A 12,649-nucleotide genomic window follows, 5' to 3' on the forward strand; every position below is an offset into this window, starting at 1 on the left:
GATCATATACCATGCACATATTCATAAATATTACCTTCTCTATTTCCGCCATTTTCTCCATCCTGTTGTTTCTATACATTCTGTATGTATTCTCCGGTCTATGGATTTATATCGCACTCTATATACTATATATCATAATGTGCGAGTACGATAACACGTTACTATCACAACGAGCTTAATTATCTTATGCTCTTTTTCAGAATGTCATATTTGTTATCTACATCATTTTGTATATTCTCCGAGCGCAGCCTTCAGATACTCATACCTCAGTCTTTTCTCTTCCTTTGCAAAATGTACCTCCCGCTGCTGCTCTGGATTATCCTCGTAATTCAAGACTTCATCGCCGAACTGCTCGCTTGTGAGATCAAAAGCGCAGTCACCTATCACATTGTAACAATGATAGTTTCCGCCTGGTCTCTTTATACCGTACACCTTTCCGCCAAATATATCCTGTGCCAGAAAAGCAGTGATGGAACACTGCCCCAGCGTCATGTTATCCTTTGTCCATCTGTCCCTCATCCTCGGCGCACAGGTGTCTGCACACCAGATATGACTCAGTGCATCGTATAGATCTGTTGGGGTATTTATCCCCGGATATTCATCTTTGATGGCCGGTGCATCTGCATTCTTCCAGCCCCAGAAATTGTATGTCTTTTTTCCGTTATCCATCCATCTCACCTTCGATACTACATTATTCCATCATACTTCTACATTCGATACTTCTTTTGTCCAGCTGCCTTCATTACATCAACATCCTTACATCAACTTTCTTGCTTCATTATATCACTCACACTGTAAATTCTCAGTATTTAATATACGGTATTATTCCACAGTATTTTCTAGCACTCCAATATTTTCTATCTTACCACACCGCCGCCCTTAAGGTACAGTGGTTATCATATATCCGTCAAGGCTCTTGTCGAAACAAAAAGCCACCCGGATATAAATATCCATTCGCATTCAACCGCGAATCATATTTATACCAGGATGGCCTATATATATTCATATGATATTGTCACTTGCGTTATTTACTACAGCTCTACTGCAGCTTTCCGTACTCCTCATCCGTCACAGGCTCACACCACTCATTTGATGTCTCCTCACCTGGAACCTCGATTGCAAGATGGCTGAACCAACTATCAGGAGCTGCGCCGTGCCAGTGTTTTACCTCAGCAGGAATGTTGATACAGTCACCTGGTTTCATCTCAATTGCAGGCTTGCCCTCCTCCTGATAATATCCGCGTCCGCCGACACACACAAGTATCTGGCCGCCGCCGCTCTTTGCGTGATGGATATGCCAGTTGTTACGGCAGCCCGGCTCAAATGTCACGTTGAACACTCCAACCTGACTTGTCGATACCGGAAAGAGATAGCTGTGTCCTATGAAATACTGGGCAAATGCATCATTTGGCTGTCCGATAGAAAATACCATGCTCTTTGCATGTGCTCTCATGGCCTCGTCCTCGTATGGAAGATCGCCCTCATTCACTTCCCACACTTCCTTTGCAAGATTGAATACTGCCCACGCCTTTGGCCAGCCGGCGTAGAAGCCAACATGTGTGATGACCGCTGCGATCTCCTTCTGTGATACACCGTGATCCTTCGCATTCTGAAGATGGAACTTCAGCGATGAGTCAGTGATTCCCTGTGCCATAAGTGCCACAACAGTTATGATACTTCTGGTCTTTACATCGATGTCATTGTTGTTCCAGTTCTCCCCAAAGAGAACATCGTCATTAAAATGTGCAAACTCAGGAGCGAACTCTCCGAGTGCATTTCTTCCCGCTGTCTGTACTATCTTTGCCATTGTTTTTCTCCTTCCAAATGTAACTCTGTTTCATATATTCGTCGGATGCATGAAGGTTATTATCATCTCTCGTGAATTTGTCATACATCTATTCTTTACGCGAAGGTTTTGTCAACCCACTTCTCGATCTCCTGTCTGTTTGCCCTGTTGAGCAGTCCACCTTCTACAAACTCAGCTCCCGGTGCTGACGGCTGGAGTTCCTTGATCGTGTTGCCAAATCCGCTTCCACCTGATGTTGCGAACAATGTGATTTTCTTGCCTGTGAAGTCGTACTTCTCAAGGAATGTATTGATGATTGTTGGAGCCACATACCACCAGATAGGGAATCCAAGTACTATCTCATCATAATTCTCAATATGTGCATTTGAATCATCAAGCTCCGGTCTAAGCTTCTTGTCGCTCATCTCGACGCTGCTCCTGGATTTCTTGTTCATCCAGTCGAGGTCAGCCTTGGTGTACAGCTCCTTTGGTTTGATCTCGTACAGGTCTGCGCCTGCTGCCTCCGATATCATCTCTGCAACCTTTTTCGTGGTTCCACTTGCGCTGAAATATGCTATAAGCTTTTTTGACATTATGTAAACCTCCTTCAACTAAACGTCATCCCATTCTAATCACCTTTGACGTGGAATGATGCTGCATGTCAAGTCTTCGTCAAAAACCTGACACATTCCAATATCCGCCCACACATCCTATGAATGTATGAGCATAAAAATAAGCAAGTACTTTTCAATACATGCTTATTTTAGTCCTGATATATCTATATGTCTAATACCTATATCGAATTATCTGTTATGCCTAAAAGGCATATTGTTACATCAGTCGCTTAATGATAGAAATTTTCAATTAACTCATTTAATCTTCTGGCCGCTTGATTTTGCAAATCCCATGTGATATAAAGTAAACGCTGTTTACCAAATAGTAAATGGAGGTGACTATCATTCGGGAAAGTACAAAGGAAACAAGGGCGGCAATACTGAAAAGTGCCATGGAAGTCTTTCTTGAGGTTGGATATCAGGAGGCGTCTATGCGTAAGATCGCCGCAAGGGCCGGTATAACCGCAGGCGCAATATACAAGCATTTCTCAGGCAAAGAGGAAATGTTTGACGAGATATTTGAGGAAAGCGGCAGAATGCTCATGGAAGTCACTAAATCCATGATCGGAATAGACTTCACTGCCATGTCAGATGACGAGCTGCTCAATGTGTTGTATTCCAGGATATCAGTACAGATATTCGATATGCTTGAGGGCGACATGCAGCTCTTTCATATGCTGCTGAAAAATGACTCAGGCAAATGTCTGGAGAAATTCCGCAGTATCTATATAGAAAGAAGCGCCGGTTTTGCGATTAAGTATTATGATGAATTGTACAAACGCGGAATCGCAACAAGAAAATTATCTGAAAAGACCGTGTATATGCTCTCTCTGGCCGAATTCTCAATGGTCTGTGAAATAATCGCAGATGACTCATGCCAAAGTGGAGTCACAGCAGAGATGAAAACTGCATTTATGGAGGCTATGAATGTTCTGTTGCACGGAATAGAGGCAGGACTGCAGATAGGAGGAAAAACTAATGGAAAAAAAGAAAATCGAAAAGGGCTCTGTCCAGGAAACTCTTCTTCTTCCACTGTACGGAAGAAAGCGTGCCATGGAGATGTATCCGGGAAACTTTAACGATCTTGACTGCCAGAGAATATACAACGAGGTCGAGATAGACTATAACAGGAAAGGTATCATGGAGAAAATCGGTGCTATCATGGCTGCCACCAGACAATATGATCTGGCATCCGTCTGCCGATCGTATCTCAAGAATCATCCAAGAGCCTGTGTTGTGAACCTCGGCTGTGGTCTCGACACAACATTCAGCCAGGTGGATAACGGACAGGCACGTGCGTACAATCTGGATTTTCCTGATGCCATAGCTGTCCGCAATGAACTTTTAGGTGAGCGTGAACGCGAGACAAATATCGCCTGTGACCTCAACGATCTCTCATGGTTTGACAAGATAGATTTCCGCCCTGAGGACGGGATCGTATTCTTCGCATCGGGGGTATTCTACTATTTCAAAACTGAGCAGGTTAAGACTTTGTTTGCCGCCATGGCTGAACATTTTCCTGGAGGCAAGCTGGTATTTGACGCGACGAAGAAAAAGGGTCTTAAGAACATGCTGAAGACATGGCTCAAGGACTGTGATGACAACATCGGTGTTTATTTCAGTGTCGATGAACTCTCGGAACTTAAGAGCTGGAGTTCTTCATTCAGTTCTGTCATCAGGAAAGGATATCTCACAGGGTACAGACCTCTTGACAAACGATATGGATTTGTACTCAACACTGTTTTTAAGCACCTGGACAAATCCTGCATGTGTCAGATAATCGAGATACGCTTTAAATAAATCGACAGGCCAATAATTGACCTGTATTGATAATTTGACTGGTGTCAAATAGAATAGAAAGGATATGTAACTATGGAATATGGATTTACGCAGAAATTATTTGGCTATTTCTATCACAATTCATGCATGAAACAGGCAAAAGCACAGCATCTAAGCCTTGACAGCAAGGCTATAAAGAACGAATACAAAGCAGTCCTTGAGCGTGCCGATGACATAGGAAAGTCGCACCTCATGAGCTCATACTGCATGGGCGCATATTTCATCGCACTAAACAGAAAGACTTCTCTTTCACCGGAGGAATGTTTCAGCCTGTACAAAGACGGGCTGTACAACAATAAACTTTTTCATATGGTTATTGGAAATGCAGACAGCTATCTCGATGAAAAAAAGCTTCCGGGAAGGAAGAAATGGTCTGAGGAATCTCATCTGAGACGCTATAAGAATGACTGGGTTCTTGACATCATCGAGGGCGGGCCAAACGATGACTTCGTACTCGGCTATGATTATCACAACTGCGGGATCTGTAATCTCTGCCGTGACGAGGGATGCTTTGAACTGGCAAAATATCTGTGCCGTATGGATTTCGTGCTTGCTGACATGATGGACTTGAAGCTCACAAGGACTCAGACTCTTGCCGAAAATGGAGCTTACTGTGACTTCCGCTATGGACGGAAGTCACAGTAATTGATCTATCTTTTATAATCAAGTTCTCCCACTGCCATAGGATTCAGATTCAGTGTCACCCATTTGACCGAAAGCTCTGTGAGTCTGTTTATATCCGTCTCATCGGCATCTTTGATGCCGTTTATGAGTCCGGCAAATTCTCTCTGCTCGTACGCGTCAAGTGGTGTGCCCATACATATGTATCGATACAGGGCATTTGCCATGCTCTTGAAATCTGAATCCCAGTTGCAGCATGCGTTATCTAGTATCTCATAGGCAAGTTTTCCCGATATACGGATGACCTCGCCCTGAACTGTGCCCGCATGTCCCGAACCAGGCACAAGAAGATTCCACAATTCTCCATGCTGCTTCTGCCAGCGCTTCTCATGAATGACGATCGGCGATGTGCCGTCATATTCTACCCGCCTTGGAACAGAGGCAACTCCGAGCAGTCCGTACAGACTCTCCATCGCCCTGTCGAGCTCTGGCATAATATCTGGACTCATATCTTTCCTGCGAAACTCTATATCCTCAGCCGCGCTTCTCATATATGTTCTTATTTTATCTGTGACCGGAACTCCTATCCCGATCAGATACTCTGCTACCGGCGCAAGCTTTATCAGATCAAATGTCCTTGCCCAGTGAAACGCTCTCTCAAGTGGAGTCTCCCCTGATCTGGATGTCACTTCTGCATCTGCTCCCGCCTGTATCAGACATTTGACAAGCTCAAGATTGCCAGTCTTCACAGCCACATGCATTACGGTCTCTCTGTCAAGGCCCTGGGTGGCTGTTATGTCTGCGCCCAGCTTCACCAGCGCTATTGCCTGTTTCTCTGATAACATTCTTCCAGCATGATAAAGCAGCGGTGTGTAGCCATACTGGTCAACATAGTTGATGTCGATCCCCTGCTCTATCAGCCACCGCATCATCTCCTCTGAAAGTGGAAATTCCAGTGCATTTCCCTTGTTGTATCCGCCATATGCATTGATGTCGCATTTGCCCAATACCTTCTTGATGTCCTCATCACTTGCCGTCTGCACAAGCTGCTCAAAATCCTTTGGCAGTGTTTTTCTCTTTGCCATGTGTGTACCTCCCATATTCTATTCTACTTACCCCTGATCTTCCTGACATTCCTGTTCATCATATGCCTTCCCCAGTTTCTGTACAGGAACGCCTTCACCCTTGACATCTCCTGATGGTGTTCTTTTAACAGTTCATCCGGCGAATCATACACTCCGAAATCCTGATTGATACCTTCGCTCTGGATATATGTATTATTCCTGTCAAAATCTATAACAGGATTCTTAAAGTCCTTAACTGCCACTCCAAATCCGCAAAATGCACCCGTACACTCACTGTATTTCGCCTGCAGCTTTTTTAGATATCCCATATCCAGAATAAACGCCTCAAGCTCATACCACCTGTTTTCAAAATACACTTCTACCCAGCTATGGAATACATTCTGTGGTGCATTTCTGTATACGATTCCTGTCATAGCGCCCTTCTGTAGCTTTTTATCAATGGTAAATCCATGCACTCTGCACGGGATATCGCAGGCTCTAAGCAGCGCCATGAACAATGTTCCCTTGGTGTTGCACTGTCCATAGCCATCCCGCAGCACCCTGGACGCCGGGACACTGTCATCCACATTATATCCAAACAATATCTCATCCCTGACAAATGTATAAATGGCCTTCAGGCGTTCAAACTCTGCCATGTCACTCCACTTTCTCTCTCTGATGAGCTGCTTGATATTCTCATTTGAATAGTCGAGCATCTTTGTCTCTGTCAAATAATCGTGCATCCCTTTTACCTCTTATCCGAAAAATTGCATATCTGTATCGGTGTGCCACCTTCCATAACGTGGAAACCGTGTCTCTCATAGAAAGCGACATTCTTGCTGTCCTCCTGCATTCCCTCTATGTACAGATAATTCTTATATTTATCTCTAATATATTCTACCATATTTCCGGCTATTTTCTGCCCCTGATATTCAGGATGCACAAGAACATAGTGTACAAATGCCACCAGCTCTGAATCATCCAACACTCTTGCAAGTCCGACAAGGCGCTCACCCACCATCCCATGCGGTAAGAACAGTCTGTGAGTTCATAAGTGCTTTGTGAAGTCTCTGTGGGTATTCTGCCGAGATCCACCCAACCGACTTAAAAAGCTCCTGTACCTGATCCTGTGTAAATGTTTTCTCTTCTGTATATTTTATCATTATGTCTACCCCCTATGGTCACATTTCTGGCACTGTGTCATCTCGTTTTCGTTGTCTTCCTTGTAAAAGGTTCCTGACCACTGACAAATACTCTTAAGTATCGGTACAACGGATCTGCCCTTATCTGTAAGTGAGTATTCAACTCTCGGAGGAATCTCATCATATGATCTTAGAAAACTTTGGTTTTCCATATTCGGAAACATATTTCTCAATGTCAAATTGATTTTTCTTGTCAAAATCCGAAAGCTCTTTGTACATCTCGTTTGCGGTTATATCGACCTTATCTGAAAAGAACGGTCTTACTCCACGCACCTGCAATATACATTTGCCGCCATCCATAAGAGCCAGGCGGTCTTGGCTCATAAGCTCTTTGCCACAATGTCAAGTGATGAATTAAAAAAAGCTATCAAAGAAATCCTTCTTCGATAGCAGCGTATTCAACATCTATTCACATTTCCTGCCTTGCGTTCTTCGAGCTAATGAAATATAATGAAAGAAATTGTCGGAGGTATGAGCATGGACTACATGACACTCAAAGAGGCAAGCGAAAAATGGGGCGTTTCGTCCCGTCAAGTCAACTATTACTGCGTCGAGGGGCGTATTCCCGGCGCTGTGAAAATGGCCGGTGTTTGGCTGCTTCCTAAAGATGCTGTAAAGCCGGTCGATGGCAGAACAAAGGAAGGGAGAGCACAGAAGTGAGTCGAATTTTGCTTTTAGAAGACGATGAAGCGCTGGGGCGTGGTATTTGTATGGCACTTGAAACACCAAACTGTACCGTCACACATTGCAGCACACGTCTCCAGGCAATCAAGATTTTGCAGGGCGTAGTTTTTGATTTATTGATTTTGGATATTAACCTGCCAGACGGCAGTGGGCTGGAACTGTTGCGAACACTGCGACAGAATGGCACCTCCACACCTGCTATTTTGCTTACGGCTAATGATTTGGAACTGGATGAAGTTACCGGTCTTGAAGCTGGGGCAGATGATTATATTACCAAGCCTTTCTCCTTGGCAGTGCTCCGGGCCAGAGTAAATGCCCAACTGCGGCGCTCTGTCCCGGTAAAGCAGGAACGGATCGAATTGAACGGTTTCATCCTCGACTTCACACGGATGGAGTTTTCCAAAGAAGGGACAATCATCGACCTTTCCAAGACAGAACAGCGCCTGTTGCGCCTGCTGGTGGAGAACCGGGGCCGCACGTTACCAAGAGAATTGCTGCTTGAAAAGGTGTGGGACGGCGGCGAGTTTGTGGATGAAAATGCCTTATCTGTGGCGGTGCGGCGCCTGCGCGGGAAGCTCGGGAATGCCCCGATCAGAACTGTGTACGGGGTTGGTTACACTTGGGAGGTAAGCAAATGACAGCTTTGACCTGGGTGTTGCTGGCTTTCGCTGTCATTGGGCTTCTATTTGGGCTCTGGCAGTGGACGGCCCGGCGCAGAACCGTTCAGCGGCTGGATAATATGTTGGAACAGTCTATTTCCAGTGGTTTTACCGAGGAACATTTTGATGAAACAGAACTGTCTGCGCTGGAGACAAAATTTGCTCGCTTCCTGCGCGGCTCTGCTCATACGCAAAAAACGATGAAAACCGAACAGGAAGCGGTGAAAACACTGATCTCCGATATTTCCCATCAGACGCGCACACCCATCGCAAATTTACTTGTATACGCTTCGCTTTTGACGGAAAGCGATCTGTCGCCGCGTCAGCGGGAACAAGTCCAGGCGCTGCTAACACAGGGGGAGAAACTGTCATTTCTGATTCAGACTCTGGTTAAGGCTTCGAGATTGGAAACAGGTATTGTGGTTCCAACTCCCACACTGGGTCCTGTGGCTCCTTTATTAGAGGCGACTGTCGAACAGGAAAGACCTGCGGCGGAAAAAAAGAAAATCACCTTGCAGAACCTTCCGTTTGTAGGCGACGCCTCCTTTGACCCGCGCTGGACAAGCGAAGCCCTTGGCAATGTTGTAAACAACGCGGTAAAGTACACACCCGCTGGCGGAAGGGTTACCGTATCTGCACAGATGCTCGAAACCTTTTGCCGGGTGGACGTGACGGATACGGGCCCCGGTATTCCAGAAGAAGAACAGGGCGGGATTTTTAACCGCTTCTATCGTGGTACGTTAACGCACTCGGCGGAGGGGCTTGGCCTGGGACTTTACCTGGCACGGGAAATTCTGTCCCTTCAGGGCGGTTATATCAAAGTATCCTCCAAACCAGGAAACGGAAGCACTTTCTCACTGTATTTGCCTCGTGCGTTGAATCGGATATGAAGAACAGGAAATCTTTCAACTCTGTTAGATTTGAGAAAGGCTCAGGAAAGAATTATGTGGTAAAGTCTGTATTGTCAAAAGGCAATGCAGACTTTTTTGTGGAGGTATACAAGATGACGATTTTAGAAACCAAAAACTTAAAGAAATATTACGGAAAAGGAGATACGCAGGTAAAAGCACTGGATGGTGTCAATCTCAGCGTGGAGGACGGGGAGTTCGTAGCCATCGTGGGCACCAGCGGCTCCGGCAAGTCCACCCTGCTCCACATGCTGGGGGGCCTGGACCGGCCCACTTCCGGCTCCGTCACCGTGGACGGGAAGAACATCTTCTCCCTGAAGGATGAGGCACTCACAATTTTTCGCCGCCGAAAAATTGGTTTTGTATTTCAAAGTTTTAACCTGGTGCCGGTGCTGACGGTGCGGGAAAACATCGTTTTGCCCATCCAGTTGGATGGTGGTAAAGTAGATGAGCGCTATGTAGGTGAGGTAGTCACCGCCTTGGGGCTGGAAAAGAAGTTGAACAGCCTGCCAGGGCAGCTTTCCGGCGGCCAGCAGCAGCGGGTGGCTATCGCCCGTGCCTTGGCGACCAAACCGGCCATTCTCCTGGCCGACGAACCGACCGGAAACTTGGACAGCCGTACCAGCCAAGATGTACTGAGCCTGATGAAGGTGACGGGCCGGAAATTTTCCCAAACGATGGTCATGATTACACACAACGAAGAAATTGCCCAACTCTCTGACCGAATTGTCCGCATTGAGGATGGGCGGATTGTGACACAGTAAGGGGGGAGAGCCATGAAAGTTTCAAATCGAAAATGTGTTCGCCATTTGGCGTGGAAAAGCCTGCTGGCAAGCCGCACGCGCAATCTGATTGCCATTGTGGCTATCGCCCTGACAACGATGCTGTTTACTTCTCTATTCACCATCGCCTTGTCCATCAACGATGGGTTTCAGCAATCCAATTTTCGACAGGTGGGCGGCTTCTCCCACGGCGGATTTAAGTACATGACCCAGGCGCAGTTTGATGAACTGAAGGATGATCCTCTCATCGGCCAGTGGGGCGAACGGAGATACCTGGGTATGCCTAGGGAGGCGCCTTTCAATAAAGCTCATGTGGAGGTGAGCTTTGCCGACGCCAACGAGGCCCACTGGATGTACTGTGACCCGGTGGAAGGCTCTTTGCCGCAGGAGGGCACCGACCAGGCTGCTACCGACACCCATGTACTGGAACTGCTGGGCATAAAGCCGGAGATCGGGGCCGAGTTTACCCTCACTTTTGATGTAGATGGACACGAAACCACTCAAACCTTCACCCTCTGTGGCTGGTGGGAATACGATGAGGCCATTGTGGCGAACCATGTCCTGATTCCCGAAAGCCGGGTGAACGAAATCCTGGCGGAAGTGGGCGTAGATCCTGACAGCCCTGATGACGGCATGACAGGCCGGTGGAATTTGGACGTGATGCTGAAAAGCGACTCCCGACATATCGAGCGGGATTTGAACCAAATTTTGGAAAACCACGGCTACCAGAGCGAGACCGCTGGGGACAATTACATTGATACCGGCGTCAACTGGGGCTACACCGGGGCCCGGATGTCCGACATTGTGGACCCAATGACGGTCATGGCCATTGCCGGGGTAATCCTGCTTATCGTTTTCACCGGGTATCTCATCATCTACAATGTGTTCCAGATCTCGGTGGCCGGGGATATCCGGTTCTATGGCCTTCTGAAAACCATCGGCACCACCCCCCGGCAACTGCGGCGGATCATCCGTCTGCAAGCCCTGACCCTCTCTGCTGTTGGTATCCCCATCGGGCTGGTGATCGGCTGGCTGATCGGCGGGCAGCTAACCCCGGTGATTGTGGCCCGGCTCAACGGGATTATGCCAATGACCTCTGTAAGCCCCTGGATCTTTGTCGTTTCCGCGGCCTTCGCACTGCTGACGGTGCTGATCTCCTGCCGGCAGCCGGGACGGATGGCGGCCAGGGTCTCCCCGGTGGAGGCAGTGCGCTACACCGAAGGCAGCAGCGAAAAGACCCGTGTTAAGGGCCGGAAGGCCCGAAAGGTCAGTCCCTTCACGATGGCCTGGGCCAACCTGGGCCGCAGCAAGGGAAAGACCGTGGTGACGGTGCTGTCGCTGTCACTGGCGGTGGTGCTGCTTACTGTGACGGTGAACTTTGCCGGTGGCTTTGATATGGACAAGTATGTGTCCAATTTCACCGCCAGCGATTTCATTGTGGCCAATGCTGGAAAATTCCAGACCAGCACCCTGTTCAGTGCGGAACAGGCCGTGCCCCAGTCCGTCATTGATGACATCGACGCCCAGGGCGGCATCACCGACAGCGGCGTGGTGTACGACCAGACCTCTCCTGTGCTGGAGTACGTCACCGAAGACTGGTTCCGGCAGAACAAGCAGAACTTCTACACCCCGGAGGAGATGGACAACCTGATACGCCTGACTGATAAGAACGAGGCGGGCCTGCTGGCCGACGGGGTTCAGATCTCCGGTATGAGCGATTTTGCCCTGGACCACCTGACGGTGCTGGAGGGAGATTTGTCCGCCCTCTACGAGCCGGGCAGCCGGGCTATCGCCGCCGTATACTCAGAGGACGATTATGGAAACGCAGACATGGCCTCCCACTGGGCCCGGTTGGGGGACACCGTCACCCTCCGCTATGTGGAGGAGAGCGAGTATTACGACCCAGACACCGGCGAGGTCTGGGCTTCCCTGGAGGATGTGCCGGACGGGGCCAACTGGGTGGAGCGGCCGGTGAAGTACCGGGACGTTGACTACACCGTGGCGGCCCTGGTGACGGTGCCCTTCGCCCTCAGCTACCGCTACTATGGTAGCGATGAGTTCATCCTGAACGACGAGACCTTTGTCCAGGACACCGGCACGTCGGATGTGATGTACTACGCCTTCGACACCACCGACGAGACCAACGCCGCCATGGAGTCCTTCCTGGCGGATTACACTGAGAACGTCAACCCGGAGCTGGACTACGAGAGCAAGGCCACCTATGCTGGGGAATTTGAGAGTATGCGCTCCATGTTCCTGCTGCTGGGCGGTGCGCTCAGTTTCATCGTTGGGTTGGTCGGTGTGCTGAACTTCTTCAATGCCATCCTGACTGGCATCATTGCACGTCAGAGGGAACTGGCGGTGCTCCAGGCCGTGGGCATGACCGGACGGCAACTGCGCGCTATGCTGATCTGGGAAGGATTGCTGTACGCTCTGGGGGCGGCAGGGCTGGCTCTGATTTTGACGCTGACGTTGGGCCCGATTGCCTTC

Annotated in this window: 16 protein-coding genes and 1 pseudogene; 8 read left to right on the top strand and 9 right to left on the bottom strand. The window is 48.4% G+C overall.

From position 1 onward, the window contains the following. Window positions 1-222 precede the first annotated feature (222 nt). The 3 genes from ABUA34_RS12080 to ABUA34_RS12090 form a co-directional block, all read right to left on the bottom strand. Window positions 223-669: a YunG family protein gene (locus ABUA34_RS12080; RefSeq protein WP_349823390.1), complete on the bottom strand. Its 447-nt coding sequence runs from the start codon at window positions 667-669 to the stop codon at window positions 223-225. Between the two features lie 370 nt (window positions 670-1,039). Next, window positions 1,040-1,807 carry a carboxymuconolactone decarboxylase family protein gene (locus ABUA34_RS12085; RefSeq protein WP_055224641.1) on the bottom strand — a complete coding sequence of 256 codons (768 nt, stop codon included), beginning with the start codon at window positions 1,805-1,807 and terminating at the stop codon, window positions 1,040-1,042. Between the two features lie 95 nt (window positions 1,808-1,902). After that, window positions 1,903-2,379 carry a flavodoxin gene (locus ABUA34_RS12090; RefSeq protein ID WP_349823391.1) on the bottom strand — a complete coding sequence of 159 codons (477 nt, stop codon included), beginning with the start codon at window positions 2,377-2,379 and terminating at the stop codon, window positions 1,903-1,905. 350 nt (window positions 2,380-2,729) lie between these two features. On the opposite strand from ABUA34_RS12090, the gene ABUA34_RS12095 reads away from it, so the two are divergent. The 3 genes from ABUA34_RS12095 to ABUA34_RS12105 all read left to right on the top strand — a co-directional run bounded on the left by ABUA34_RS12095 (window position 2,730) and on the right by ABUA34_RS12105 (window position 4,884). Then, the gene (locus tag ABUA34_RS12095) at window positions 2,730-3,479 is read left to right on the top strand and encodes a TetR/AcrR family transcriptional regulator (RefSeq protein ID WP_349823392.1); all 750 of its coding nucleotides are present in this window, start codon (window positions 2,730-2,732) and stop codon (window positions 3,477-3,479) included. Beyond that, entirely contained in the window at window positions 3,379-4,200 is an 822-nt protein-coding gene (locus tag ABUA34_RS12100; protein WP_055224645.1) for a class I SAM-dependent methyltransferase, read from the top strand. The genes ABUA34_RS12095 and ABUA34_RS12100 overlap by 101 nt, the downstream gene beginning before the upstream one ends. A gap of 72 nt (window positions 4,201-4,272) precedes the next feature. Further along, a complete protein-coding gene (locus tag ABUA34_RS12105) occupies window positions 4,273-4,884 on the top strand; it encodes an L-2-amino-thiazoline-4-carboxylic acid hydrolase (protein ID WP_346998818.1) in 612 nt (203 codons plus the stop codon). A 5-nt stretch (window positions 4,885-4,889) separates the two neighbouring features. Here ABUA34_RS12105 and ABUA34_RS12110 read toward each other — a convergent pair whose 3' ends face one another. From ABUA34_RS12110 to ABUA34_RS12135, 6 genes and pseudogenes are all read right to left on the bottom strand, one after another. Further along, window positions 4,890-5,945 (bottom strand): ankyrin repeat domain-containing protein, encoded by a 1,056-nt coding sequence (locus ABUA34_RS12110; protein ID WP_015533338.1) that lies wholly within the window; start codon window positions 5,943-5,945, stop codon window positions 4,890-4,892. A 23-nt stretch (window positions 5,946-5,968) separates the two neighbouring features. Next, window positions 5,969-6,667 carry a transglutaminase-like domain-containing protein gene (locus tag ABUA34_RS12115; RefSeq protein WP_004853624.1) on the bottom strand — a complete coding sequence of 233 codons (699 nt, stop codon included), beginning with the start codon at window positions 6,665-6,667 and terminating at the stop codon, window positions 5,969-5,971. Window positions 6,668-6,672: 5 nt separating this feature from the next. After that, on the bottom strand, window positions 6,673-6,945 hold the full coding sequence (locus ABUA34_RS12120; protein ID WP_004853622.1) for a GNAT family N-acetyltransferase: 273 nt from the start codon (window positions 6,943-6,945) through the stop codon (window positions 6,673-6,675). After that, window positions 6,935-7,087, bottom strand: a complete 153-nt coding sequence (locus ABUA34_RS12125) for a hypothetical protein (protein ID WP_004853620.1) — start codon at window positions 7,085-7,087, stop codon at window positions 6,935-6,937. Before ABUA34_RS12125 ends, ABUA34_RS12120 begins: the two co-directional genes overlap by 11 nt. A gap of 5 nt (window positions 7,088-7,092) precedes the next feature. Then, window positions 7,093-7,290: a winged helix-turn-helix transcriptional regulator gene (locus tag ABUA34_RS12130; RefSeq protein WP_081445879.1), complete on the bottom strand. Its 198-nt coding sequence runs from the start codon at window positions 7,288-7,290 to the stop codon at window positions 7,093-7,095. Further along, a pseudogene (locus tag ABUA34_RS12135) lies at window positions 7,247-7,462 on the bottom strand (VirD4-like conjugal transfer protein, CD1115 family); the annotation flags it as partial. The gene ABUA34_RS12130 and the pseudogene ABUA34_RS12135, both read right to left, overlap by 44 nt. A gap of 141 nt (window positions 7,463-7,603) precedes the next feature. Here ABUA34_RS12135 and ABUA34_RS12140 point away from each other — a divergent pair. The 5 genes from ABUA34_RS12140 to ABUA34_RS12160 form a co-directional block, all read left to right on the top strand. Then, a complete protein-coding gene (locus ABUA34_RS12140; protein ID WP_055219551.1) occupies window positions 7,604-7,786 on the top strand; it encodes a helix-turn-helix domain-containing protein in 183 nt (60 codons plus the stop codon). Beyond that, complete coding sequence (locus ABUA34_RS12145; RefSeq protein WP_129873158.1) at window positions 7,783-8,448, top strand: response regulator transcription factor; 666 nt, start codon at window positions 7,783-7,785, stop codon at window positions 8,446-8,448. The genes ABUA34_RS12140 and ABUA34_RS12145 overlap by 4 nt, the downstream gene beginning before the upstream one ends. Continuing rightward, window positions 8,445-9,359: a sensor histidine kinase gene (locus ABUA34_RS12150; RefSeq protein WP_055219555.1), complete on the top strand. Its 915-nt coding sequence runs from the start codon at window positions 8,445-8,447 to the stop codon at window positions 9,357-9,359. Before ABUA34_RS12145 ends, ABUA34_RS12150 begins: the two co-directional genes overlap by 4 nt. A 113-nt stretch (window positions 9,360-9,472) precedes the next feature. Then, window positions 9,473-10,141: an ABC transporter ATP-binding protein gene (locus tag ABUA34_RS12155; protein WP_055219593.1), complete on the top strand. Its 669-nt coding sequence runs from the start codon at window positions 9,473-9,475 to the stop codon at window positions 10,139-10,141. A 12-nt stretch (window positions 10,142-10,153) separates the two neighbouring features. Continuing rightward, window positions 10,154-12,649: ABC transporter permease (locus tag ABUA34_RS12160; protein ID WP_349823393.1), on the top strand; the 2,496-nt coding region annotated here is incomplete at its 3' end.

The organism is Coprococcus sp. RTP21428st1_C9_RTP21428_210409, assembly GCF_040227395.1.
GTDB lineage: Bacteria > Bacillota > Clostridia > Lachnospirales > Lachnospiraceae > Coprococcus > Coprococcus aceti.